Raw genomic sequence first — 26,460 nt, forward strand, 5'->3', positions numbered from 1 at the left:
GAACTAAATGAAATATACAGCGGCATTATACCAGAACGATTGGACTAAAACATATTAACCAATGGTATAAAATAATATCATTTTCTGTTTTTGGAGTCGTAATTGACAGCTTTTAAGTATATTTGAAATTAAATTAATTCCTCAAACCCAGTTTAAATTTTCTATGAAAGCAAAACACACCACCCCCTTTTTACTGTTATTAGCAGTCTTATTATTTTCTCCCTCCCTTTTCTCACAAACTACAATCGACGATCCAGAAATAAAAAAAATGGTTACTGAAGTCAAGGCCGAAAATCTGGAAGCAACCGTTCGTAAATTGGTCTCTTTTGGAACCCGGCATACTTTGAGCGACACCAAAAGTGACACGCGAGGTATTGGCGCAGCACAACATTGGATAAAATCGGAATTTGACAAATATGCGTTATCCTCCGGCGGAAGACTTACCTCAACTATTGATTATTTTATGATTAAAGCCGATGGAAAACGCATTGCAAATGACAGCCAATTGGGCAATGTAATGGCGACACTAAAAGGAACCGACCCGACTGATGACCGAGTATTAATTATAAGCGGTCATTTAGATTCACGTGCCACTGATGTTATGGATGTTAAATCTGATGCACCTGGTGCCAATGATGATGCTTCCGGAGTGGCGGCAATGATGGAACTCACAAGAATAATGAGCAAAAGAGAATTCCCTTTTACCTTGATTTTTGTTGCCGTAACAGGCGAAGAACAAGGTTTATACGGTGCTCGTCATCTTGCTGAATTTGCAAAAGAATTCAAATGGAATGTCGTTGCGATGATTAACAACGATATGATTGGTAACAGTTTGTCTAGCGGAACGAGCTTAAGGGATAATACTAAGGTTAGAGTTTTTAGCGAAACTATTCCTTACTTAGAAACGGAAGCCGAAGCCAAAATGCGCAAATCCACCAATCGTGATAACGACAGTCCGTCGAGAGAATTGGCTCGATATATAAAAACGGTAACTAATCAATATGTTGATCAATTAGACATCAATTTGGTTTACCGAAACGACCGTTTTTTACGTGGAGGTGACCACACTCCTTTTTGCCAAAATGGTTTTACAGCAATTCGTTTTTGTGAAATGAACGAAAACTACGATCATCAGCATCAAAACGTGAGAACTGAAAATAACATAAAATATGGAGATCTTCCTGAATTTATGGATTTTGAATATATGAAAAAAGTGACTTGTTCCAACTTGGCTACTTTCTGCAACTTGGCTTGGTCGCCAAAAGCACCCCTTAATGTTGGAATAGAAGTCAAAGAACTAACTAATTCTTCCACTTTAGTTTGGAAGGCACCGGAAGGAAAACCGGTTTATGGTTATCACATACTTATCAGAGAAACTTCAGCACCACAATGGGAAAAAACAATTTTTGTTAAAGATACAAAGGCTGAGATTCCATACTCTAAAGACAACTTTTTCTTTGCCGTACAATCCGTTGATGAATTAGGTCACGCTAGTTTGCCTATTTTCCCTATTCCTGTTCGTTAAAACTAAATCAACAGAATACCCCACAAAAAAAGCGTTTGCCCTAGGTAAACGCTTTTCATTTTATTGTGATTTCTAAGGAGCAGAGGACAAAGATTGAAAACAGTAAATTGGGAAATAATCCACAAAAAATAGGCTTAAAAAAACCTATTTTTTATATTTTAAGGAACGAAAATTTTTGTTCTCCAAAATAATTTAACAGTTTTTATTCTAACTCATTTAGAATATTCCCGATTTGAATCTTGAATGTGGGAATGGTTTCAAAGATAGTTTCCCAAACAAAACTGTTATCAACCGAAAAATATTCGTGAACAATAAAATTGCGCATTGATTTTGCACCACGCCAATCTACATCTGGGAATTTTTGTTTAATTTCTTCATCAATTTGGGAAATGGCTTCTCCAATAATTATAAAATTTTTAAGAACGGCATCTTGTTTGAGCCAATCGTTCAGGAATTATTCCTTGGATGTTGTAGTGGCTACAAATTCTAATTTCTCAATAGCTTCTAGAATATGAAGGAAGTAAATTTTATATTTTTCAGTTTTCATAAAAATATTTAACTTCTCGCAAAACTTTTTCTTTGATAAATTTACTCAAACCGTTTTCCGAAATTAAATCTACTTTTTTATGCAGTTTTTCTTCTAATTCAAAATGAATTTTAGACAAAGTAAAAAGTCCAATAGGTTGGTGAAGAGAAAAAAGTATGTCAATATCGCTATCCTTATTTTCCTCATTTCTGGCCACAGATCCAAACAGCCCAATCCTTTTGGGATGATACGGCTTTAAAGTTTCTATAATGATATGTAATTGACTTTTTGATAACATATTACAAATGTAATTAAAAAATTGTGTTTCCTATTCCAATCATTTTCTTGTATTTTCTAAAGTGCAAAGACACGAAGATTGAGAGGATATATTTTAAAACTAATTTATTGAAGCTTTTTATTCTAACTCATCTAGTATATTCCCGATTTGAATCTTGTTCTATCCAGCTATTTGTATGTCATTATTTAACAATTCCACATTAAAATTTACTTTTGCTTTTAATGCACTAAAAACTCTCAAAATAGTTTCCAAAGTTACGTTAGTTGTGTTATTTTCAAGTTTTGAAATTTGTGCTCTTTGAACTCCAATTAATTTACCCAATTCTTCTTGAGTCATTTTCCTCTCAAGTCGCACTTTTTTTATTAAATTTCCAAGCATTTCCATTTGAAGTTCTTGTTCGTAAAGTGTTCTTTTCTCGGTTCCAACTTCACCTATAAACTCATCTTTTATTTGGTCGAAAGTAAACATTTCTAACTCTTTTTCTTTATTTTTCATTTTGCTTCTTTTTAAATTCAAAATATTTCAACCTAATATTTTCTGCCTTTTCAATTTCTTTTTCAGGAGTTTTCCCAGTTTTCTTAATTATTCCGTGAGTTGCTAAAACTAAAGTTTGCGTTTTCTCGGTTTTATCCCAAAAAGCAAAAATTCGGAAGTATGTTTTGTTGTACAATGTTCTAAATTCCCAAATTTCATCTTTCCGTTTTTTAAATAGTTCGTTGTCATTTTTTATTTTCGATTTGTCAATATTGAAAATTATCTTGTTGCGACTTTTTTCGTCTAATTCAAGAAGAAATTCTCTAGCTTCTGTCAAAAAAATCACTATAAACTTATCCATTCAACCTTATTTGTTTCCATACAAAGATACAAAATTGATCTAATTATTGTTGTTTACAGTTTGTTTTTTTGAAAAAATGTTCTTTTGAAATTATGAAAATAGTAAATTCTGGCAGCAGAATCATACAGTAACTGGTTTTTTGATAACCTGAATGTATGTAAAAAATTGTGTTTTAAATGCAAATTTTATTTTTTACTCCGCCTTCTTTTGGCATACTTCCCAAGTTTCTTTAATTATTAAACTAAACTTCTCTCAAAATCATCACACATTTGATTTAGAATATCTTTTGTTTCTCTTTTGAAAAACTCTCCTAAATCTTTGTTCATAATTGTGTATTTGCGGTATAATTTATTGAAATCTGTATATATTTCATCTTGTGAGAATGCCGAACCATCATCTTTGATTTTTGCAATTAATCGTTTACCCATTTCATCTGCTTTGATGAAATCAAAAAAGGTATCAATTTTACTTTCAAAATCTGCTATCAATTCTGCTATTGCTTCTTCTTCCTGATTGCGTTTTTCAATTACCTTTAAAATATTGTATTTGAATTTATTTTCTCCAAATTCGCTATTAGGTTCCCCAAGCACCTTTGATTTTACCTCTTTTACTTTATAATCTTGTGGCGCAACTATTCCTATCTTGTTATCAAAGTAAATCTCTACATCATCAATAATTTCATCGCCTCTATTTATTTGGCTGTAAATGATGTTGAACTTGCGCCAGAACTGTAAAAATAATTCCTCGCTGTATTTTTTGTCTATCTCAATAACAAATTCAATAAGGTTTAATATTTTGAAATATTCGTTTATTGTCGTTTTTAATTTCTTTGCTTCCTTTTTTGCAATCGTAATGAACTTTGTAAAATCGTTATCAATTGCCAATATGATTTTGACATCATCATTTGTGGTATTGTATTCTTGAAACGCTTTAAAATGCTTGATAAATAAATCATTTCCTTTTAACGATTTTTGATAGATTTCCAGTTTTTCTTCATCACCTAATGGGTCAAAATCTGAAACCACTACATTGCTGAAATGTTCAAACGCCTCTTTTATATTTTTGAGATTCACATTCTTATAAGACAAATCAATAATCTTACAATCGTTTTTATATTTGATTTTCCTGTTTACTCTTGATATCGTTTGTATGGCATTAATACCTCTAATTTCTTTATCTAAGAATAAGGTGTGCAATTTTGGTTCATCATAGCCTGTTTGTAATTTGTCCACTACGATTATTAATCCGTTTTTTGCTAATTTGAAATTTTGCAATACTTGTTTTTCACTCAAACCATCATTAACACTATTGCTGCTCGGTTGGTCTTGACTGTCCGAATACACAATATAAATTGGAGCGTCTTTAAACCTTTCATATTTTTTTTGACTTACTAATACTTTGTATTGTTTGTCTATTTGTCTTTTGTATCTTATTGCATTTTGTATGGAAGATACCGCTAACATTGCTTTGGCTGTTCCCCTAATATTATGATACACGGTTGACACTAATCGTTCAGAAATAAATTTAGCAATGGCATCTACTCTTTCTGGATTTGCATAAATTTTCTTTTTACGAATAGCATATTTTTTGCCTTCTTCATCAATCCCGGTATCTGTTCCTTCCGGAATCGCTTCATATCCAAAATCATTTTCAAAACCTTCCAATTCATTTTCGGGTTTTTCAAAATACATTTTTGCTGAAACAGGAACTATTCCTTTGATTGGATTTAGAATAAAACCATCTTCAATAGCCTCTTTCATCGTGTAGCTATCAAAAGGAACCCATATTTTTTCGGCTTCGGCATATTTATTATATTCGCCAAACCGAGCCAAAGTGTGATCGCTTGGTGTTGCGGTAAAACCAATAATTAAATTCTTCTTATTCTGTGTTGATTGGTATTCTTTGTTGTTGTCGAAACTGCTTTGTAGTTCATCAAATACACTAATCATTTCCTCGTGTTGCGCACCGCTATTACTACGATGGATTTCATCAATAAGAAAAGCTATTCTTAATTTGGACAGCTTTGTCGTAACCTCATCATCTAAAATATCTTTTACTGTTGCAAACTTTTGAACATTGACAACAATGACTCTTTTATCACTACTTAAAGCCGTCATAAAGCTTTTCTTGTCTGATGCTTCCAGAAACATTCCTTTTTGGATATTCATATTGTGAAGCATTGTATCTAATTGGTCTCGGAGTTGTAGCCTATCCACAACCAACATTACTTTGTCATATACATAAACACCGTCTTTACGAAGGTCTTTTAGTTGTAATGCTGTCCATCCAATTATATTACTTTTACCAAAACCTGCTGCATATTGCAACAGCAAAGAATATACATTTTTGTTGTTTTGGTACTTTTGTCTTTTGGCAATCAAATCTTTTATTTGGTTTTCGCCTAAGCCTTTTGCACGGAGTTCTTTTTCTAATTTATTGATAAAATAATCCTGTTCATTTTCGTGTTCCAAGAATTCATTTATCTTAGCTAACACCTTATCTGCTCCAAACTTTTGCTTAGGTCTCGGACTTATTAAACGTCCGTCATTGTGTTTGTATTCTTTAATCTTGCTACCTTCTTTCTTGATTAATTCCCGTTCAATAAAATTATAATAGAGAATTTCTTTTTCAATCATTTTTTTATCATACAACGCCTTGAAAACCTCTTCGAACTTCTGCAATTTTTCCGCTTCTTTGTTTAACAACGGATAAGGTTTAAAATCTTGTAATATTTTCTTGTTGTAGTTCTCAAAATCATATTCTCCAGTGGCAATAGTGTTTTTTATTTCTTCAAACTGATTGGAAACATTTCTAATAATGTAGGTTTCGTTTATGTCTGTAGAGGTAATATGGATTGCTTTTTCAAATATTTTCAGGAAATCTTTTTTGATGGTTTGTGAAACATCATTCCCATCAGCTATTTGTAAATATTCCTGTACGGCTGAAAGATAATCTTTAGCTACTTTTTTTCTGCCGTTAGTTTTTGCATTTTGATTGTTCCAGTTACTTTTTAACTCACTATAACCCAGAAAAATACCATTAAGAAAAAACGATAAATCAGGACGGAAAGAAAAAAGAGGTTTACCTCCATATTTAAAAGTATAAGGCAACTCCTGAACTATAGAAAAGATATTTTCGTCAAACGATTTATCTTCATTCGTTTCAGTACCACTAGGATAAAATAAATAAATTTTTAATCCTTCAAAAGTTACTGACTTATTCGTATTGATAAACAATGCCATATTCATTGACGCTTTTACCTTTTCATCAAGAAACAAGGTAAAGGCTTCCATCAATTCTTTTTCGTTATTACTGAACTTGCGCAACAATTTTTTATAATTGTCTTTGTTTAACGAAGTTTCGGAAATAAACTGTTTTAAATCTTCATTGATAAAGAAAAGAGAGGAAACTGTATTGGCTTTAGCCTCCTTGTATTGCAGACCATCAGGACGCTCACAAAAAAAGTGGACTAAATATTTGTCTTGTAAGTCGAGTTCGTTCATTGATTGGTTATATTTCGTCTTTATTATTCAATTGGTCTTCTATCACTTTTCTCAACTCTTCTTTATCGGGTAAATACAATTGGTATTTTTGAACAAATAATTGCGAGGATACATTGTGCATTGCATATTGTATTACCAATTCGTCTTTTTCTTTGGCTAATACAATTCCAATCGGTTGGTTATCAGATTCCGTGTTTTCTTCGTTTTCAAAATAGCCCAAATACATATTCATTTGCCCTACATCTTGGTAACTCGCTTCTTCTCTTTTTAAATCTATCAGTACAAAACATTTGAGAATTCGGTGGTAAAAAACCAAGTCAACATAATGATGCCTGTCACCTAAAGTAATGCGGTATTGTCTGCCAATAAAGGCAAAACCTTTTCCTAATTCTAATAAAAAAGTTTGCAAATGCGTGATTAACCGTTGTTCCAATTCCGTTTCGGATAAGTGATAGGGTTCTGCAATTTTAAGAAACTCAAAAATATAGGTTTCTCGTAAAATATCGGTTGGAGCAGCTATTTGTTGCCCTTGATGTGCCAGTTTCAAAATGCCTTCTTTGTCTTTGGATGCTGCAAGACGAAGATATAATGAAGTCTTTTTTTGACGAATTAGTTCCTCTACACTCCAGTTTTCTAATATGGTTTGTTGCTGATAAAAACTACGTTCTAATGGATCGTTTATTTTTATCAACTCCACATAATGTGTCCAGCTCAATTGGTGCGTTGCCACCGCACTAATTCTAACCTGTTCTTTTTCAATTATTTGTGATTGGTGCGTTAATTCCGCACCTATTGCAACTTGATTTGTTTTCAATATTCCAGACGCTGTTTGGAATATTGGGTATGTTAAATAAAACTGCCTAAAACGCTTAACATTACTAAGACTGAATCCTCTACCGTGCAGGAGGTTTAAATCTTTTGATAGGTTTTCTAATAAGGCTTTGCCATAAGTAGCCTTGGCTTTTCCTCCTTGTTCAAAGGCTACAATGTGTTGCCCTATTTGCCAATAGGTATCGAGTAATTGATTATTTACGGCTCGCAGTGCTACTACTTTGCCATTAGTATAAGTAGTAGAAATAGTTGCTATTAAACTTTGATAGCCTTTTTGTGGTGCGTTTTCATTCATAATTATCAATTATTAATGTGGCTAATTTACAATTTACCCTTTTTAATTTACCTTTATTTTTCCCGTTACTGCATCGTTTATCAATGTTTTGCGTAATTCTTTTAGCGTTTGAATTTGCGTATTGATATTGAAAACTATTTTATCAATGGTTTGGGTTTTTTGGTCTAAATAAGTAGCGATTGCTTCTTGTTCTTTTAGTGTTGGAGGCATAATAACTAATAGGTTATTATATGTACTTAAACCCAATATTTTTCTTGTTGTTCCTGTTGCAGATTTACTGAAATAGTTTTGAACAAAATCATTGTTGAATAAATACTTTTTAAAATTTAAAAAAACATTTTTACTAAATCGTAATCTTAATAGGTGATAGCTATATAATGTATTATTGAGGTTTTCCATCACAACTGCTGATACCCCAATATCTTCAATTGTTTCTGAACTTGGAGTAAACAATACGTCACCTTTTTTAAGAAGTTTAGATTGAAGCTGTTTAATATTCGCACTTACAACCATATAGTTATCATCATTCCAAATTTCCTTATTAGAATTGCCATAAACATCCGTATAATTAACCAACTTTATCAAACCTTCGTTTTCCTCAATCTTTTTGTTTACACTACTTGTCTCGATATTTCCTAATGACTTTAAACGAACTATATCCCAATGTTCTGGAATTTGACCAATCCAGTCAATACCACTATCTTTCAACTTCACATTCTTATCCAAGCCTTTGCAAACCGTTTCGTTTATCAAGCTTTTTCGATACTCTTTGTAGTAGTTGGATTTTTGGGTTAGTAGGGTTATTTTTTTGTCAATGGCTTGGGTTTTGGTGTCGAGGAAATTGACTATTTGGGTTTGTTCGTTATTAGAAGGTAAGATGACAAATAATTGTTTTAATAATTTTTGTGTGATACTAAACACCTTTATTCCAGCAACTTTACTTCGGATTTGATGTCTAAATTTTAAAGAATCTAGTAAATAAGCTAAATATCTGAAATTATAAACATTAATTGGTTTTGCTATTATAGTATGATATCCAGCAAAAATTCTAGTATCACTATTTAGATAAGTAAAATTACCTGATCCATCTATATCTTCTGATGTGTCAGAAAAAACGAAATCACCTCTATTAAGCAATGAAGAATTAGATGTAATAAGATAATTTTCATCTACACATTTAAGAGAAGGTATATCTGGATTAACTTCAAAACTATATTTGGAATGTATTTCACCATAACTAACACAGTAAATACCATTATCTTGTAAATCCTTTTTGGTAATTGTTAATCCTTTAGAAAAAGAAAATACGTTTTTCACCCTTTTTTCTTCCCAATCATTAGGAATATCGCCTAACCAATCTATTCCAGAAGATTTATATTTATCATACTTTATCATATTGCTAATTCTTTTTCAAGGTTAGCTAAATCTTTTTCTAAATCGTTTAAATCGGTAGTTATTTCAATGATATGTCTTAATTCTTCGGGTTTGTAGAATACCTTGTTGAAATTAATTTCCACGCCAATCGTGTTGTCCAAATATTCAAAAGGTTTGGTTACATATTTTGCCATAAAATCGGCAATGTTTTGTTTGTTTTGTTCTTCGACAGGATGAAATGGTATAATTTCATAATCTTTTTGCAGGTCTTTTGTTAGTTCCGCAGTAACCAAAATATGTTCTGCTTTGGTTTTTGAAGCTTTCTTGAAAGTAGATTTTATCACTATTTTACCATTCCCTAAAAAGCTTTCTTTTTGTTTTTTGTCTTTTACTTGAATACTTTCAGCATTGTTATCATAGCAGTATGAGTTGTCTTGATTGTCAAATAATATAAAGGCATCGTCTTTATGGTCGAAATCATTTACAAATGCTTTGTAGTATTTTTCGAAATAGGCTGCTAAACTGGAATAGGCTGTTTTGTCATATTCCGTAATTTCTGTTTTGTTAATGGCTTTCATTCCGTTTTCCTTGAAACTATCTAAAACCAAAATATTATTAACATCGAGCTTGATGCTTTTTTCTTCTATACTATCTCCATCTTTAGTAACTTTAATAGGCATCTCAACCGCTTTTCCGTTTACATCAACATTGGTAAGCATTATGCTTTGTTTGTTGTAATAGAAATGCCATTTGTCAAATATTTTACAAAAGTCATTTGGTTTAAAATCAGTAAAAGCTTTTACTATTTCTGCCCGGTTATCTAAACTCATTTCTTTGCGCTTTTTCCCTTTGCTTTTCTTTAAAGGCACGAACAAATCACTGGCATTAATCAGCATTACCTTGTCTTTTCTTTCGACCGGCTTGTTCTTATTAAAAATCCACAAATAGGTATAAATACCCGTATTAAAGAATTCGTCTGTTGGCATTTGAATAATGGCTTCCACCCAGTCATTATCGAAGAAATGTTTCCGAATAGCGCTTTCGCCACTTCCGGCATCGCCACTAAACAAAGTTGATCCATTGTGAACCACAACTGCCAATCCATCATCCGCCAATTGATATAATATGTGTTGGGTAAATAAAAATTGCCCATCAGATATTGAAGGTAGGGCAACAAAACGTTCCGTAGTGTCATTTTGAATATCTTTTTGGTATCCTTTCCAATCCACGCCGTAAGGGGGATTTGCCACAATAACATCAAAACGTTTTTCTATAAATGAAATGTTGGTTAACGTATTGCCATATCTAATATCGGAATCGGTACGGAAACGACTTTCTATTTTTGCCAACGCATATAAACTATCGCTCCAATCTTCTCCAAAAGTTTTGGTGGGTCTGGTATACTTTTCCTTGATTTTATCTTCAACCCCAAAAAGCAAATTACCTCCGCCACAGGTTGGATCATAAAGAGTTAAGAAGCTTTCGCTATCTTCAATTTTCGAAGTAATAATGTCTGTAATGAGCCAAATAATATCATCGGGCGTATATTGTTCTCCAGCAGTTTCAGCCGATATATCAGCCCATTTTCTTTTGATGTGTTCTTCTAAAGTGGTGATTTCAGAATTGCTAAAAGGCGTTAAATCAATTTCGCTCCAGGTTTGAACGGTTTCAAATAAGATTCTTTTCTTTTTTAACTGTCCACTTATTCCGGAAATGTCCAAAAACTTTTCTTCTTCAGTTCCTTTGTCAACTCCCAGTAAATATTTTGTTTCCGGGTCGAATGCTTTTAAATAAGCGTGAAAATCAACATCAAAGGTTTTGTCATTTTTACAAATGTTTTTTAATGTTTTTTCATTTCGAATCACATAATCATTATATCCTAATCCTTCTAATTGAAACATTTCAATGAAATCTTCCATATCAGAATCTCCAATTGATTCCTTTAATCTTTTTGCTTCTCTGATTAATCTACTCTCCACCATCAAAAGGGCGAAAAAAGGCATCATAAATTTTGGGAAGTCACTTTGTTTTATTCCTGCACCAATCAGTAAATCAGCTGTTTTCCAAATGTCTGATTCGTATTTTAGTATGTTTATGCTCATTTTATGCTGTTTGTTTTTTTTGAATTGGTAAATATATAAATAATAGACACTTTTCGTACTATATAACCACGTCCAATTTGGATTCGGCATTTGAACGGCGATTCCTGTTTAAAGTGAAATTTGAAAATCCAAGTGCCGTAAATGCAGCCAAAATATGGAGAAATAAATTGCCTATTCTTTCCGCAAAAGAAGCATTCCAATTGGCATCGCAATATTCCTATTCCGGGGGTGAAATGGAGAATATTGCAAGAAAATCATTAATGGATGAAATCGTGTTTGGCGCCAAACCCAACTTTGAACGGATTGTTTCTTTTTGCGATAATGAAAAATGGAATAATAAACCTAAAAATTCTATTGGGTTTTAGGAATTTTATCCGTTTACAGTGTTCAACACGCTTCTTTAATTTGCTTTTTTATATATTTACATCCAGTAGACACAACAGCTTGGAATATATTTGAACCTGCTGAATAAACCTAATTTTAAAAAAATAGCAAAAGTATGAACACTGGCGAAATACTTATTTATCAAAACCAAGAAGGCAAAGTAAAACTTACGGTTACCTACAAAGACGATAATTTTTGGCTTTCGCAAAAGTTAATTGCACAACTATTTGATTGTAGTACCGATAACGTATCGTTGCATCTAAAAAACATTTTCGGTAGTGGTGAATTATCGGCAGATTCAGTTACCGAGGATTTCTCGGCAACTGCCAATGACGGTAAAAATTATAAAACAAAATTTTACAATCTTGATGCTATTATTGCTGTTGGATATAGGGTAAATTCCAAACAAGCCACTAAATTCCGTATTTGGGCAACACAAACACTAAAAGAATTTATCATCAAAGGTTTTGTTTTGAATGATGAAATGCTCAAAAACGGCAAACCTTTCGGTAAAGATTATTTCGACGAATTGCTGGAACGCATTAGGGAAATTCGTGCCAGCGAACGCAGAGTTTATCAAAAATTAGGCGATATATTTCAACAATGTAGTGCCGATTATAGTAAAGATTCTGAAGCCGCAAAACTATTTTATAAAATGGTACAAAACAAATTGCATTTTGCCATTACGGGTCAAACTGCTGCCGAAATAGTGTATAATCGAGCTGATAAAGAAAAAGATTTTATGGGACTAACCACTTGGAAAAATGCTCCCGAAGGTAAGGTTTTAAAAAGTGATGTAACGGTAGCCAAAAATTATTTGCAGGAAAACGAGATTGGCGATTTGAATTTATTGGTCAGTGCCTATTTAGATTTAGCAGAATTTCAAGCAAGACGAAATCAGTTAATAAATATGAATGACTGGTTAGAGCGTACCAACAAGTTTTTAGAAAGCAATAGTCTTGATGTATTGCCTAACGCCGGCAGTATTACGCACGAAAAAGCCGTTGAAAAAGCACATTCCGAATACGAACAATTCCGAATAGAACAGGATAAAAAATACATTTCAGATTTAGATGCTGAAATCTTGAAATTAAAGAAGTAAAAGACAGCTGTTTTTAGATATTTATCTGGTAAAATTACTGTTTAATCTTTCATTTTATTAGAAAATAAACAGTATCAATTTGTCATTTCGACGCAGGAGACTCGAACGAAGTGAACAGGTAAAACAAATCACATAAGTTGCTCTCGTTATGTGATTTCTCCCGTTGGTCGAAATGACAAAATTACAATAACTTAATCAACAGAATTTTGCTAAATTATTTTTATCAGTTTGTAAAAATCTACACCAATTCCCTGAAATACTGCAACAAAATTTTGTTGTTTTCCCGTGTTGGCGTGAAAATTTCCAGAATACTTGGTTTGTCATTTTGGGTAAACAAAGCAGTCAAACTGTTTTCTAAACTCGTTTCGTCGCTAGCAATGCTATAATCAAAACCATACATTTTGGCCAATGGTTCGGCGGTCAGGCAATGGGAAGTTTCGAAAAATTTATTGAAAACCGGTGTTTCTTCGTGTCCGGGCAAAATCCTGAAGATTCCTCCACCTCCATTATTGATTAGGATAATCTTGAAATTTTTCGGAATATATTCGTTCCACAAGGCGTTGCTGTCATACAGAAAACCGATGTCGCCCGTGATTAAAACGGCCTGCTTTTTATTGGCTACAGCCGCTCCGATTGCCGTTGAAGTACTGCCGTCGATTCCGCTGGTTCCGCGATTGCAAAATACCTCAATCGAAGCATTTATGTCGAATAATTGCGCATATCTGATAGTCGAACTATTTCCTAAATGCAACATACAATCCTCTGGCAAGGAAGGAATAACTTCTCCAAAAACCTTGAAGTCTGAAAACGGAATCTTGTTTAAATATTCCTGATGTTTTGTTTTTCGTAAAGTGGCAATTTTTTGAAAAGTTGAACGATAATTACTTTTTATGGGAATGGTAAAACGTAAAAATTGATTGAAAAATTGATTGGGTTTCACTCGGAAATGTTTCGTCAAACCACCAAAAGTATCATACCCCCTCAATTGATCAATGTGCCAATGATGCTTTGGTTTGTATTCTCTCAAAAATGCTTTTATCCTTTTGGAAACCACCATTCCACCGAAAGTAATCAGGATATCCGGTTGGAGATTCTTGAAGTCTTTCTTCGAAAAAGGAGTAATTATGGTATCTATATTATTTAGAAACGATGGATGATGAAGGTTCGAAGTCGTTTCCGTCATCACGACAACCGAATCATCGTTGGCCAACAAATCAATGATTTTGGCATCGATTTCATTGGGTCTATTTTCTCCAACCAATATCAATTTCCTTTTCGAGGCATTCCAAATATTGGTAAACTCGATAATATCATCGACAGAAATTTTCTTTTTTTCTCGAGGAAAAGCCGAAATAGTCACATCTACCTCTAATTTGGAAACCGTTTGGTACAAAGGCTCTTCAAAAGGTGCATTGATATGAACGGGGCCTTTTTTGGCATAAGCCCTATTAATGGCGTGGTTTATCTTCAAATCATTTTCAACAGAAGCTTCCTCGATTAAATTGGCATTGTAAAGCGAATGGTTTTTAAACACGTTTTCCTGGCGAATGGTTTGTCCGTCGCCAATGTCAATTTTACTTTGAGGTCGGTCGGCAGAGATGACAATCAAGGGAATTTGGCTGTAAAATGCTTCGGCAAAAGCGGGATAATAATTCAACAATGCTGAACCCGAGGTACAAACCACCGCAACGGGTTTCTGGATTTGCTGGGCAATTCCCAGTGCGAAAAAAGCGGCGCAACGTTCGTCCGCAATGCTGTAACAATTGAATTCAGGATTGTTAACAAAACCTATTGTCAATGGCGCATTTCGGGAACCGGGAGAAATTACAATATCTTTTATTCCTTTGTCAAGACAAATTTCAATGATGCTTTGCGCTAAAGGTATTTTGGGGTAAATCATTCTTGAGGTTAGAAATTAGAGGTTAGAAGTTAGAAGTTTTCATTAATGACTTCAAAACTGATACTACAAAGTTACAAACTTGCAAATCGAATTCGTTGAATTAGAACAACTTTTTCTTACTTTTGAAAAGAAATATTTTATAAAATGAAAATCAAAATTAGACCTTACCAAACCGAAGATACTCAAGCCATTTTGGAGATTATAAACCATAATATTTTGCATTCGACTTCCTTGTATGATTACAATATTAGAAGCTACGAGCAACAAAAAGCAATATTGGAGGAAAAAATAAGCAAAAACTTCCCGGTAATTGTCGCGGAACTTGGTGATGAAGTCGTGGGTTTCGGAATGTATAGCGAATTTCGATTGCGAGAAGCCTACAAATTTACCGTTGAACACTCGGTTTATGTAAACAAAAATTTTCAAGGAAAAGGCATTGGAAAATTATTACTGCAGGAACTAATCCATTTGGCCCAAAAACAAAAACTCCACACCATGATTGCCGTTATCGATTCGGAAAATCAAAGTAGTGTGGAATTTCATAAAAAATTCGGTTTCGAAACAGTTGGAGTTTTCAAGGAATGCGGTTATAAATTTGACCGATGGCTGAATACCGTTTTTATGCAGCTTATTTTATAGTTTTATTCGGCGTTTCCAGTATACAATACTTTTGTAACCGAAAACAAAATCAAAATTAGTAAGGCACAAAATGGCATTTATCTTAACAATTAGACCATATTCCTGTTTTGAAAAAAGACTAATTCACCTCCGTACCCTCTTTGATCTCCTCCGACGCAAGTTTTATAAGGATAGCATTTTTAGGAATATCACCAAATATTTCCACTCGATTTTCTGCTTCACGACCTTTCTTAACGGGTATTCTTACGGTTTTATTATTTTCAACTCTCAGCACATAAACACCTTCACTAGAAATAACAACAGAGGATTTCGGCACAACATAAGTGCTATTTTTTGCCTTTAAAGACAAAAGTACTTCGGCTACCATTCCCGGCAATAGTTTTTTATTTTTATTCTCGACATCCAATTCTATGCGTTCTGAACGAAGCCTGCTATCTAAAGTACCGGACATGCGGGCAATTTTTGCGTGGAATGTCTGGCCGGGAATTGATTCCACACTAAAACTCAACCCGTCACCATTCTTTAGATAACTGGTGTAAAGTTCAGGAACATACACCGACAAACGCAATTTATCCTGTTGTTGGAGGGTAAGCAAAGGCAATTCCGATCCTTTACCTGCCGGGCCAACATAGGCGCCTAGATTTACATTCCTGGCTGAAATGATTCCGTCAAAAGGTGCTCGGATTTCAAGATAGCTTTTCATAATCGTAATTTCTTTATATGTCGCTTGGGTTGCCAAATATTGGGCATAATCAGAGTTTTTTCGGGCGGCAGCCTGTTCCAGATCATTTACGGAAATCGTTCCTTCTGTTTTGCTGGCTTCATACAGTCGGTCGTAAGTACTTTTACTGGCGGTATAAATCGCCTGCTGCGAATGCTGTCTGGATTCGGCAGCGGCCAGCTGTGAACTGATTTCAGGGGCTTCTAAAATCATTAATAACTGTCCTTTTTTAACTTGCGTGCCGATATCAACTTTGAGTTCTTTGACAAAACTGCTTACTTTGCCATAAATATCCACCTGCTTGAGGCTGGTCAGTTCAGCCGGAATACGGAGTTCCGTAGTCAATTTTTCTTTGCTGATTGAAAAGGTTTCCATAATCGGGGCGGTTGCCACAGTTGCAATTTTTTTCTTTTCAGAAGAATTGCAGGCAGTTAAAAAACTGGCTAGGACTAAAAATAAAATCGATGTTTTGAATAACTTATTTTTCATTTTGTTGGTGTAAATGTAAAGATGATATATAATGTTTGCTTTCCTTGTCTTCCGGATCTAGGGATATGGATTCTACAGAAGCTTTACCCTGCGCCCAAGCGAAAATCAACGGTAAAATAATCAGTACTGTAAAAGTAGAAAATAGCAATCCTCCAATTACGGCCCTTCCCAATGGAGAAACTTGATCTCCGCCTTCGCCATGTCCGATTGCCATCGGAAGCATTCCGGCAATCATGGCAACACTTGTCATAATAATAGGGCGTAGTCTCAGGGAAGCGGCTTCACGGGCAGACTGCAGCGCATTGCCGTTGTGTTTTCGCAGTTGTTCCGCATTGGTAACCAGTAAAACCGCGTTGGCAATAGAAACTCCTACTGACATGATAATTCCCATATAGGATTGCAAATTTAGAGTAGAACCTGTAATAAAGAGCAGTAACAAAGAGCCTAAAACCACGGCAGGAACGGTTGTCAGTATGACCAATGAAATTTTAAAAGACTGAAAATTAGCCGAAAGCATCAGAAAAATAACTATAATGGCAAGTAACAGTCCTGATTGCAGACTGCCCATTGTTTCACGTAAAACTGCGCTTAAACCAATAGGCTTAATGAATAATCCTCTTGGGAGTTTTCCTAAAGATTTAATTGTTTTCTGCACGTCTTTCGAAGCTGTTCCTAAATCAGTGTGATCCATATTTCCTGTTATTGAAATATAAGGCATGGCTCCGATATCGTCATTTTCTCCATAAGTATGGGAAGGCGTGATTGTGGCAACATCGCTCAAAACCGGCCGCGTGGAATTTTTAAGCAGCGGAATTTCTCCCAAATCATTTATACTTTTCATTTTATTTAGAGGAACCTGAACCTGGACATTATAGGACAATCCAGCTTTTTCATCAATCCATGTATTTTTTTCGATATATCGGGAGGAGGAAGTGGAAGCAATCAATGAACGGGAAATGTCATTCATATCAACCCCTAGCTGGGCCGCACGAGTTCTGTCAATATTAATGTCAAGAGTTGGATAATTTATGGGCTGGGCAATTTGTACATCTCTGAAATACTTAATTTTATTCAGTTTTTCGATAAGTATGTTGGCATATTTTTCATCTAGCTTTTTGTTTTTTCCTGCAATCCTTATTTCAATCGGCGTAGGTGAACCTTGGCTCAACACTTTGTCCGTTAGTTCAATGGGTTCAAAAGAGATTTTTATATCCGGCAGGATCTTTTTGATTCTATGACGAAAATCATCTTTAAAAATATCCATATCCGTGTGATACTCTTTCAATGCAATCTGGAAGACCGCTTCATGCGGCCCTGCAGTAAACAAATAGATTGGTGAGACAGAATATAATGAAGGATGCTGACCCACATATACGGAAGAAATCGCAATGTGTTCTTTTCCTACCATTTTTTCGAGTTCCTTTAGAACAGTTTTCGCTTTTTCTTCTGTACGCTCAATACGCGTTCCATCCGGTGCACGCAGTCTCATTTGGAACTGGCTTGAATTGACTTTTGGAAACACATCATGGCCTATAATAGTCAGGAACAGTACCGCCAAACCTGTAATAACGAAAAGATATAGTAGCGTAACAGGTTTTCTGTAGGCAAAAAGCCGATCAATCAATCGCATGTAACGGTTCCTGAATCTTTCAAAACGGCTGATTTTGCCATCATTATTAAAATCTTCTCTTTGAACCAGAATTTTCTTCTGGTCAAAAGTATCCTCTTCCGATTCTATTGTCAGTCCGGACGCATTAAATTCAGCTTCGTCATCGGTTATATTCGAATCATGTGGTTTTTTTGAGTGTTCTTTCATGAGCCAGTTTGCCATAACCGGAACAAAGGTCTGCGAAAGCAGAAAAGAGATAATCATGGAAAATCCAATTGCCAAAGCTAAAGGGAGAAACAGTGCTCCAGGTATTCCGGTCATAGTGAATGCAGGGGCAAAAACGGCTAGAATACAGAGCAAGATTAGCAGTTTTGGCAGGGCAATTTCTTTACAGGCATCGAATATAGCCAGTGCTTTTGGTTTGCCCATATCAAGGTGTTGATGTATGTTTTCGATGGTTACCGTACTTTCGTCCACCAATATTCCAATAGCAAGAGCCAAGCCACTGAGCGACATTAGATTGATGGTCTGGCCGAATAATTTTAAGAATAACACACCGGATATAACTGCAATTGGAATGGTGAGAATTACAATCAGGGCAGCTCTTCGGTCACCCAAAAACAATAAAACCATCAAACCTGTAAGAACGGCACCAATGACACCTTCGGTTATTAAGCTTTTTACAGAGTCAATCACATGCACGGATTGATCAAATTCATACGAAATTTTTACATCTTTGGGCAACGTATTTTGGATTTTGGGTAAATTCGCTTTCAGTTTTTGAACGACATCCCAAGTAGAAGCATCTGCTGCTTTGGCTATGCTAATATAAACAGATCGTTTTCCGTTGACTAATGCATAACCCGAAGTGATATCTGCACCATCTTTCACTGTAGCTACATCCCCAAGATATAAATTTTGGACACCGCCTTTGAATAAAGGTATCTTCTCAAAATCCTTAACCTCTTTAATGGTATTGTTAGTGGGTGTCAGGTAGTTTTTGTCGCCTATCCTTATATTTCCGGAAGGAGCGGTCTGGTTGTTGATACGGATGGCTTCAACGATTTGGTCCGGTGTCAAGTTGTGAGAGCGGAGCAAATCAGGATTAACGTTAACTTCAATGGTTCTGGGGCTTCCGCCAAAGGGAGGTGGTGCCAATAATCCTGGAATGGTGGTAAATGAAGCACGCACATATACGTTAGCTAAATCCTGAAGTTCATTGTTGGAACGAATTTTACTACTCAAAACCAATTGTCCTACCGGTAAAGAAGAAGCATCAAAACGGATGATGAACGGAGGTTGGGAACCTGGTGGAAATATTGCTTGAATCCTATTGGAAAGCGCACTTAATTCGGCAGCAGCCTGAGCCATATCAGTGTTTTCATAATAGGTCACTTTCATCAGCGTGAGTCCCTGAATATTTTTTGTTTCAATAGCTTTTACGCCGTTGGCGAAAAGCATTATATTGACATAATTTTTTGCAAAATAAGATTCCATCTGATTGGGTGTGTAACCCCCAAAAGGATGTGCCAGATAAAGAACCGGAAGATTCATTTTCGGCAGAATATCCACTTTGATATCACGGATGGCACCTATGCCAAAAATGAACAAACCAGCGACCAATACCAATATGGAGACGGGTTTTCGAAGGGCAAAACGTATTAAATTCATCAGTTAAAATAATTAAAATTCATTAATAAATAATCCAAAATCTCCCGTGGCTGCCGCTTTCATCAAAAGAGACTGCCAGACATTGGTGTAAATAATGTCCCGGTCGGTTTCCGCACGGTTCAGTGTATATAAAGTCTGGGTGACATCCAAGAGATTGGTCAGCCCATTTTTGTATAAAGAAGTCTTCTGCAAATAGGCTTGTTGGGCTGCCTGCACCTGTTTTGGCGCTTCCGCATAATTTTCCATCGCATATTCCATTTTAGCGTCCGCTGCATTCGACTGCGTTTTTAATTGCTGATCCATCTCATTGTATTCCTCCTGTAAACCTTCCGAAATCAATTTCTGGGCACTGACTTTTTTGTTCACCCGAGAAATTGTTGCAAGGTTCCAAGTGGCGCCAATACCAAAAAGATAATTTTGCCGTGAAGGATCGATACCGTCTAAATAATTTGGGGTAAAGGAATTCTGATTCGCCGCATAATCCTGGTTAAATCCGGAAGCCCTGGCTTGGTAAACACCAAATAAGCTGAAGGTTGGGTAGTATTCCTTTTTAAGAAGACGGAGCTGCTGACTGCTGAAATCCAACTTACTTTTATAATATTGTAATACCGGATTCAAGTTTCCATTTGAAGTTACCGGGAACAACATTGATTTCGGAATTTGAGATACAAAAGTACTGTCCAGCACAAAATCCTGAATTGCAATACCCATAAGGGCCACAAGTTTGTTATTTTGCTCCTTGACCAGGTCTTTCACTTGATTAAGCGTGATTTTAGCCCTCGAGACTTCTGCGGAAGCCAGCGTGGAATCGACTCCGGCCAACAGTCCATTTTTCACTCTTACTGTAGCCGTATTTTTAAAAACAGTTGCCCGATCGAGATTTTTTTTCTGGGAAATCAATAAGCGCTGACTGGCGAGCAAATTGAGGTAAGCAGCGGAAATTTTAATTTTATGCTGGAATATTTCCTGATCCAAATCTTTTTGATAACGGTCAGCATCGGCTTTAGATAAATTGATTTTCTGTTTCATTTTTCCAAAAGAGAAAAAATCCCAATTGACGTTTACCAAGTATAAAGCTCCGAAGGCAGCATTCCAATTTTGCTTTTCCAACGGAATTCCTGAGGAGGCCACTCCGAGCCCACCAAAACCATAGAGAGGGCCATTCTGCCCGTTAATGGTTCCGTAATCCTGCTGTGCCGAGAGATTGACATTGGGCAGGTATTCCCTTCGAACCTCTTTAACGGTTTCTTTAGCGGCATCGGCATATTTGCTTTTTGCCCTGATAGTTCCGTAATTGGCAATTCCAGTCGTCACAGCCTCTTTTAGTGAAAGAGTCTGGGAAAAACCCTCGGAAAAGAAAATCAAAAGAATAAAAAGGCTTAGTTTTTTTGTTGTCATTATCATATTAAGAATAAAATTGAAGCGCAAATCTAGCCTATATGCTCCCTTCCAAATTGTTTAAAATGATGAATTACCTTTATAAATGACGAATTGAATTGGTCATTCTATCAGCTGAAAATAAAATTATATGTTGTTCCTTTGTGTCTTTAATTCCCAATAAATGAAATGGAAATTTAAATATGCTTTGGAAAATAAATGGGGACAGGAAATTGCCATTCTGTTTTTTTCATTCATCCTTTTCACGCTTAACGACTGGATTTTAATACGAAGCTGGAAAGGATTCAGTAATGGTATGCTCTATTTTTGTTTTTTATATGCCCATGCACAACTCAACCGGTTTTTCCTGCTTCCGTTTTTGTTAAAAAAACATCGCCCGTTTTTATATTTCATCCTTTCGGTGGGGTTACTACTACTGTTTTCCGTCGTCCTGTATGAAGTTTCTATTGAATTTATTTATAAAAATTGTTTTTTATACAAGTCGTCTTACCAAAAAAGCTATCAATTTCAGATTTCCACGCTGACCGGCACTTTAATCTGTATACTGGGAACCATACAAATTCTGGATCATTATCGGGACCAAAAGAAAAAAACAAAAAAAGCCCTGTTGCACAACCGGATTGAACTTAATGCATTAAAAAGCCAATTTAATCCGCATTTTCTGTTTAATACCATGAATACACTTTATGGAATCAGTCTTCAATACCCGGAACGCACCTCGGAAATGATTATGGAAGTTTCACAACTGATGCGGTATCAGATGGAGCATGGTGATAAAGAGTTTGTCTCTTTAGAAAATGAAATTGCGTTTATTTCCAGTTACATACAACTTGAAAAAGAGCGGGTAGGCTACCGCTGCAGTATTGATTTTAATTACGAATGCGATCAGGAAGGGCGCTATGAAATTGCCCCCATGTTATTGATCACTTTTATAGAGAATGCTTTTAAACACGGAACTGCTACCATCGAAAAGTGTTTTGTAACGATTCAAATACAGGTCAGGGAAGGAAAACTGTATATGGAAGTATCCAATTCGGTTCCACAGAAAAAAAAGGAGGTGGCTTCCACCAAAATCGGCCTTAAAAATACGGTAGAAAGACTGAAAATAGTATATCCAAAAAAACACAATCTCAAAATTATGCAAAACGAGCAAACCTATACCGTTAATTTAGAACTTGAACTAAACCGAGCCTAATGATACGAAAATGTATTATAGTAGATGATGAACCTGCCGCACATTATGTATTGGTAAACTATATCAGCCAAAACCCGCAACTGGAACTGGTGCAACAATGTTACAATGGTATTGAAGCCTTAAATTATCTTCGATCCAATGCGGTTGATTTGATGTTTTTAGATATTGATATGCCTGAAATTACCGGACTTGAACTTTTGCAAACCCTGAATGAGCCGCCCAAGACTATACTAACCACCGCCTATTCGGAATTTGCATTGGAAAGTTATGAATTTGGTGTGTTTGATTATTTATTAAAGCCAATTTATTTTCCTCGTTTTTTGAAATCGATGGAGCGCTTCTTTTCTTCTTATGCTACTGATGAAAAGACCGAAATGGCCAACTCAATTATAGCAGTAAAGATTGATGGGTTTATGCATGATCTGAATGTAAATGACATCCTTTTTGCCCAGAGTTACGGCAATTATGTCAAGATTTTTACTCAAAGAAAAACTTATCTCGCCTCGATGACAACAAATGAACTGGAAAACAGCCTTTCTTCGAAACATTTTATGCGGGTGCATAAGTCCTATATTGTCGCAATTGATAAAATTAAGGATTGGGAGCGGAATACGGTTGTCATCAATAACGAGAAAATTCCAGTGGGAATTACTTATCGAAGAGCATTGACGGAGCGATTAAAGCTAAATGATAATTAATAAAATTGAAAATAAAGATTAACTGAAAAAACGAGAAAAACAATAAGCTAATTAGAGACCTTATAAATATAATATCATTTTTACAAGCCAAAAAAAGCCTCAAAGAATCTAAAACTGAATTTTTCAACTTACATAAAAAAGAAAAAAAATGAACTGGAAAACACCAAAAAAAACAACGATACAAAATATTGCTTTTATAGTTTTTTTGGGACTACTGCTATTTAGTCCGATGGGCACTTTTGTGAAGGTACATTTAAGTCGTTTATTGGCCTTTTCGCCCACAACCATACCAGCAAGCGAACAAAAAAAACTTTCAACTTACCAATGGCAATTGGTTGATGCCAATGGAAAAGCTGCATCTTTGGAAGAATTTAAAGGTAAAATAATTTTTGTTAATTTTTGGGCAACATGGTGTCCGCCTTGTATTGCCGAAATGCCAGGTATGCAAAAACTATATGCGGACTATCAAGACAAAATTGTATTTTTATTTGTGACGACCGATTCCTTTGAGAGGGTCAATGCTTTTTTAGTTAAAGAAAATTTACACTTGCCAATATTTCAATCCGTTTCCAATCCTCCTTTAGAAATGGAGTCTTCAACGATACCTGCCACGTATCTTATTGATCAACAAACTAAAGTGGTACTAGCAAAAATTGGCACTGCGGATTGGAATAGTGATTCGTTTAGAAAAAAATTAGACCAAATGCTCAAAAATTAATGTAGACTCATCTCACAGGTTTTAAAAAATATTTTTTCACGGAGTCCTTTTATCGATAGACATAATACTCAAGCTCTTTTTACCCTCACCATTTTTTACTCAAATTCTAATACCTAATTATGAAAAAACTTAATTTTAATATTTTTAACTCTTATCGCAATGACATCAACTAATGCACAATCAACACACGGGCAAGTATATAAAAACCATAGAGTGGTTTTTCAAATGAATTCTAATGATCCAGAATCACAAAAAGCACTTATGAACAACCTCCAAAATCTAAAAAAGGCTTGGGGAGCTAATGTCGAGATTGAAGTAGTCACATTTGGTCCTGGTATAGAATTGGTAATGACTGAAAAATCTGCTGCAGCGGAAGGCATTGCCGAAATGATTAAAAACGGCGTAATTTTCGTTGCTTGCGAAAATACGATGGCCAAAAAAAATATTACTAAAGAGGAACTCATTGAAAATGTTGGAACAGTACCCAGTGGGGTAGCAGAAGTAATTATCAAACAAGAACAAGGATGGTCTTACATTAAAGGAGGAATCTAAAATAAAAATTTGGATTTTTTTGGAATTACCTACAGGAGAACATTGGCAGAACGATTAAAATAAAAAACAACAATCCACTTGGCCAGAAAACAAAAACGCTGCACCCTGATTGCTGTTATCAATCCGGAAAATCAAAATAGTGTGGCGTTTCATAAAAATTTTGGTTTTTCAACCGTTGGTATTATAAAAGAATCCGGTTATAAATTTGACCGTTAGCTGAATACTGTTTTTATGCAATTGATTCTTTAGCTGCCAAATTGTAAACTATTCTTTAATCCAATTTATGATTTCAGGATCATTAGGCAAAGTTTTTGGAGTAATTACTTTTACGAGTTCCCCTTTTTCGTTGATTAGGTATTTCTGGAAATTCCATTTCACTTCGCTGTCTTGCAATCCGTTTTTGGATTTTTGGGTCAGGAATTGGTATACTGGACTCATATCATCGCCTTTTACCGAAATCTTGCTCATCATCGGGAAAGTCACTCCGTAATTGAGTTGGCAAAAAGTGGCAATTTCCTCATTGGTTCCCGGTTCTTGTGCACCAAAATTATTGGCTGGAAAGCCCACAATCACTAAACCTTTATTTTTATATTCTTTATACAAAGCTTCTAAATCTTTGTATTGCGGTGTATATCCACATTTCGAAGCCGTATTTACAATCATGATTTTTTTGCCTTTCAAGGAAGCAAAGTCAAAGTCGTTTCCCGACAGATCCTCGACCTTGAATTGATAAATGGTTTGCTTTTCCATAGTTGCTTTCGTTTGGTCGTTTTGAGCTTGGCTTTGGTTACCCATAAAAAGGAATATTCCACAAGCAAAAATAAATAGGTTTTTCATGGTTTTGTTTTTTTATAAAATTAGGCAAATCGATAGAGTTATCGTTACTATTGAAAAAAATGTTTGTGCCATAAAATTATTACATAACAAAATTATTGATTACGCTTTTTATTGTCAGAAAAATAGCTTCCTCGGAAGACTTAATGAAACATAAATTCCCTAAGAAAACCATAACAGCGTAAAGTATATTATATTTGCACTTTTACAAATTTCATGAACTATACCTTACTCTCGTCACCCTTACAAGGATTTACTGATTTCCGTTTTAGAAATGCCATAAACAAATATTTTGGAGGAATTGATACTTTTTATTCCCCTTATATTCGTTTGAATGGAAAACTAATTATTAAATCATCTTATCATCGTGATTTGCTTCCTGAAAATAATATTGGCTTAGAAGTTATTCCACAAATTATTACCAACGATGCGGACGAATTTTTATTTGTGGCAAAGTATGTTCAGGAATTGGGCTATAAAGAATTGAACTGGAATCTAGGTTGCCCCTATCCTATGGTCACCAAATGTGGTATGGGTTCAGGACTGATAGGCAATCCAGAAAAAATAAACAATATCCTTCATAAAGTTCACTCTGAATCTGATATCATTGTTTCCATGAAAATGCGCTTGGGCTATGAAAACAGCGAAGAAATTCTAGACGTTTTGCCGATCTTGGAGACCTACCCTATTAAGAACATTGCCATACATGCGCGTATTGGGAAACAATTGTATAAAGGAGGCGTACATTTAGATGCTTTTCAACAATGTATCGATAATACAAAACTCAAATTGTACTACAACGGTGATATTACTTCAGTAGCTAAATTCAAGGAAATGCAAGAGCGATTCCCTACCATAGACCACTGGATGATAGGCAGAGGCTTAATTGCCGATCCTTTTTTGCCCAGTATGATAAAAAGCAATGCTTTGGAATACCCTAAAAACAAAATGGAATTATTCAGTGATTTCCATGACACTTTGTACCAAGGATATAGCGAATCATTATCTGGATCCACCCACATTCTATTGAAAATGCATCATTTATGGGAATACTTTTCGGCTACATTTTCAAATCCGCACAAAGTGGCTAAAAAGATAAAAAAGGCGCAGAGTATTCGGAATTATGAAGTGGCAGTCAAAGAAATTTTGAAAGCGGAGTGATTTATTTTGGTAGCATTTATTAGCTTTTCATAACATCAGAATCCTTAAAACATTGATTAATCCTTCGATAAGAAGTGAAATAATTTAATGACTATAAAAG

At 35.0% G+C, this 26,460-nt stretch carries 23 protein-coding genes; 10 read left to right on the forward strand and 13 right to left on the reverse strand.

Features of this window, described 5'->3' with window-relative positions:
* Positions 1 to 163 precede the first annotated feature (163 nt).
* Positions 164 to 1,525 (forward strand): M28 family metallopeptidase, encoded by a 1,362-nt coding sequence (locus B2145_RS01390; protein ID WP_291097362.1) that lies wholly within the window; start codon positions 164 to 166, stop codon positions 1,523 to 1,525.
* 202 nt (positions 1,526 to 1,727) lie between these two features.
* On the opposite strand, the gene B2145_RS01395 is transcribed toward B2145_RS01390, so the two are convergent.
* From B2145_RS01395 to B2145_RS01430, 8 genes are all read right to left on the reverse strand, one after another.
* Positions 1,728 to 1,976 carry a DUF86 domain-containing protein gene (locus B2145_RS01395; RefSeq protein ID WP_291097434.1) on the reverse strand — a complete coding sequence of 83 codons (249 nt, stop codon included), beginning with the start codon at positions 1,974 to 1,976 and terminating at the stop codon, positions 1,728 to 1,730.
* A gap of 85 nt (positions 1,977 to 2,061) precedes the next feature.
* Positions 2,062 to 2,349, reverse strand: coding sequence for a nucleotidyltransferase family protein (locus tag B2145_RS01400; RefSeq protein WP_291097364.1), 288 nt, complete (start codon positions 2,347 to 2,349; stop codon positions 2,062 to 2,064).
* A 159-nt stretch (positions 2,350 to 2,508) separates the two neighbouring features.
* On the reverse strand, positions 2,509 to 2,844 hold the full coding sequence (locus B2145_RS01405) for a helix-turn-helix transcriptional regulator (protein ID WP_291097366.1): 336 nt from the start codon (positions 2,842 to 2,844) through the stop codon (positions 2,509 to 2,511).
* On the reverse strand, positions 2,834 to 3,184 hold the full coding sequence (locus B2145_RS01410) for a type II toxin-antitoxin system RelE/ParE family toxin (RefSeq protein WP_291097368.1): 351 nt from the start codon (positions 3,182 to 3,184) through the stop codon (positions 2,834 to 2,836). The genes B2145_RS01405 and B2145_RS01410 overlap by 11 nt, the downstream gene beginning before the upstream one ends.
* A 236-nt stretch (positions 3,185 to 3,420) precedes the next feature.
* Positions 3,421 to 6,687: a DEAD/DEAH box helicase family protein gene (locus tag B2145_RS01415; RefSeq protein ID WP_291097369.1), complete on the reverse strand. Its 3,267-nt coding sequence runs from the start codon at positions 6,685 to 6,687 to the stop codon at positions 3,421 to 3,423.
* Between the two features lie 7 nt (positions 6,688 to 6,694).
* Complete coding sequence (locus B2145_RS01420; protein WP_291097370.1) at positions 6,695 to 7,813, reverse strand: PDDEXK nuclease domain-containing protein; 1,119 nt, start codon at positions 7,811 to 7,813, stop codon at positions 6,695 to 6,697.
* Positions 7,814 to 7,855: 42 nt separating this feature from the next.
* Positions 7,856 to 9,208: a restriction endonuclease subunit S gene (locus tag B2145_RS01425; RefSeq protein ID WP_291097371.1), complete on the reverse strand. Its 1,353-nt coding sequence runs from the start codon at positions 9,206 to 9,208 to the stop codon at positions 7,856 to 7,858.
* Positions 9,205 to 11,289: an HsdM family class I SAM-dependent methyltransferase gene (locus tag B2145_RS01430; RefSeq protein WP_291097372.1), complete on the reverse strand. Its 2,085-nt coding sequence runs from the start codon at positions 11,287 to 11,289 to the stop codon at positions 9,205 to 9,207. Before B2145_RS01430 ends, B2145_RS01425 begins: the two co-directional genes overlap by 4 nt.
* A gap of 113 nt (positions 11,290 to 11,402) precedes the next feature.
* Here B2145_RS01430 and B2145_RS01435 point away from each other — a divergent pair, with 113 nt between their 5' ends.
* Both B2145_RS01435 and B2145_RS01440 read left to right on the forward strand, forming a co-directional pair.
* Complete coding sequence (locus tag B2145_RS01435; RefSeq protein WP_291097373.1) at positions 11,403 to 11,654, forward strand: hypothetical protein; 252 nt, start codon at positions 11,403 to 11,405, stop codon at positions 11,652 to 11,654.
* Between the two features lie 134 nt (positions 11,655 to 11,788).
* Complete coding sequence (locus B2145_RS01440; RefSeq protein ID WP_291097374.1) at positions 11,789 to 12,775, forward strand: virulence RhuM family protein; 987 nt, start codon at positions 11,789 to 11,791, stop codon at positions 12,773 to 12,775.
* Positions 12,776 to 13,013: 238 nt separating this feature from the next.
* Here the strand turns inward: B2145_RS01440 and menD are convergent, their stop codons facing one another.
* Positions 13,014 to 14,675, reverse strand: coding sequence for a 2-succinyl-5-enolpyruvyl-6-hydroxy-3-cyclohexene-1-carboxylic-acid synthase (gene menD / locus B2145_RS01445; protein ID WP_291097375.1), 1,662 nt, complete (start codon positions 14,673 to 14,675; stop codon positions 13,014 to 13,016).
* Between the two features lie 144 nt (positions 14,676 to 14,819).
* Here menD and B2145_RS01450 point away from each other — a divergent pair, with 144 nt between their 5' ends.
* Positions 14,820 to 15,314, forward strand: coding sequence for a GNAT family N-acetyltransferase (locus B2145_RS01450; protein WP_291097376.1), 495 nt, complete (start codon positions 14,820 to 14,822; stop codon positions 15,312 to 15,314).
* Between the two features lie 118 nt (positions 15,315 to 15,432).
* Here the strand turns inward: B2145_RS01450 and B2145_RS01455 are convergent, their stop codons facing one another.
* Genes B2145_RS01455 through B2145_RS01465 form a run of 3 tightly spaced genes read right to left on the reverse strand, consistent with a single transcriptional unit; the run spans position 15,433 to position 21,202 of the window.
* Complete coding sequence (locus B2145_RS01455; RefSeq protein ID WP_291097377.1) at positions 15,433 to 16,524, reverse strand: efflux RND transporter periplasmic adaptor subunit; 1,092 nt, start codon at positions 16,522 to 16,524, stop codon at positions 15,433 to 15,435.
* Positions 16,514 to 19,804 carry an efflux RND transporter permease subunit gene (locus B2145_RS01460; protein WP_291097378.1) on the reverse strand — a complete coding sequence of 1,097 codons (3,291 nt, stop codon included), beginning with the start codon at positions 19,802 to 19,804 and terminating at the stop codon, positions 16,514 to 16,516. The genes B2145_RS01455 and B2145_RS01460 overlap by 11 nt, the downstream gene beginning before the upstream one ends.
* Positions 19,805 to 19,816: 12 nt before the next feature.
* Positions 19,817 to 21,202 carry a TolC family protein gene (locus B2145_RS01465; RefSeq protein ID WP_291097379.1) on the reverse strand — a complete coding sequence of 462 codons (1,386 nt, stop codon included), beginning with the start codon at positions 21,200 to 21,202 and terminating at the stop codon, positions 19,817 to 19,819.
* 163 nt (positions 21,203 to 21,365) lie between these two features.
* On the opposite strand from B2145_RS01465, the gene B2145_RS01470 reads away from it, so the two are divergent.
* The 5 genes from B2145_RS01470 to B2145_RS01490 all read left to right on the forward strand — a co-directional run bounded on the left by B2145_RS01470 (position 21,366) and on the right by B2145_RS01490 (position 24,581).
* Positions 21,366 to 22,397, forward strand: coding sequence for a sensor histidine kinase (locus B2145_RS01470; protein ID WP_291097380.1), 1,032 nt, complete (start codon positions 21,366 to 21,368; stop codon positions 22,395 to 22,397).
* Positions 22,397 to 23,095 (forward strand): LytR/AlgR family response regulator transcription factor, encoded by a 699-nt coding sequence (locus tag B2145_RS01475; protein ID WP_291097381.1) that lies wholly within the window; start codon positions 22,397 to 22,399, stop codon positions 23,093 to 23,095. The genes B2145_RS01470 and B2145_RS01475 overlap by 1 nt, the downstream gene beginning before the upstream one ends.
* Positions 23,096 to 23,243: 148 nt before the next feature.
* Positions 23,244 to 23,813, forward strand: coding sequence for a TlpA disulfide reductase family protein (locus B2145_RS01480; protein WP_291097382.1), 570 nt, complete (start codon positions 23,244 to 23,246; stop codon positions 23,811 to 23,813).
* A gap of 159 nt (positions 23,814 to 23,972) precedes the next feature.
* Positions 23,973 to 24,365 carry a DsrE family protein gene (locus B2145_RS01485; RefSeq protein ID WP_291097383.1) on the forward strand — a complete coding sequence of 131 codons (393 nt, stop codon included), beginning with the start codon at positions 23,973 to 23,975 and terminating at the stop codon, positions 24,363 to 24,365.
* A gap of 78 nt (positions 24,366 to 24,443) precedes the next feature.
* Positions 24,444 to 24,581, forward strand: a complete 138-nt coding sequence (locus B2145_RS01490; RefSeq protein WP_291097384.1) for a GNAT family N-acetyltransferase — start codon at positions 24,444 to 24,446, stop codon at positions 24,579 to 24,581.
* Between the two features lie 48 nt (positions 24,582 to 24,629).
* On the opposite strand, the gene B2145_RS01495 is transcribed toward B2145_RS01490, so the two are convergent.
* Entirely contained in the window at positions 24,630 to 25,160 is a 531-nt protein-coding gene (locus tag B2145_RS01495) for a glutathione peroxidase (RefSeq protein WP_291097436.1), read from the reverse strand.
* 255 nt (positions 25,161 to 25,415) lie between these two features.
* Here B2145_RS01495 and B2145_RS01500 point away from each other — a divergent pair, with 255 nt between their 5' ends.
* Positions 25,416 to 26,360, forward strand: a complete 945-nt coding sequence (locus B2145_RS01500) for a tRNA dihydrouridine synthase (RefSeq protein WP_291097386.1) — start codon at positions 25,416 to 25,418, stop codon at positions 26,358 to 26,360.
* The last annotated feature ends 100 nt before the right edge of the window (positions 26,361 to 26,460 follow it).

The sequence above is a fragment of the Flavobacterium sp. UBA5153 genome (genome assembly GCA_002413745.1).
GTDB lineage: Bacteria > Bacteroidota > Bacteroidia > Flavobacteriales > Flavobacteriaceae > Flavobacterium.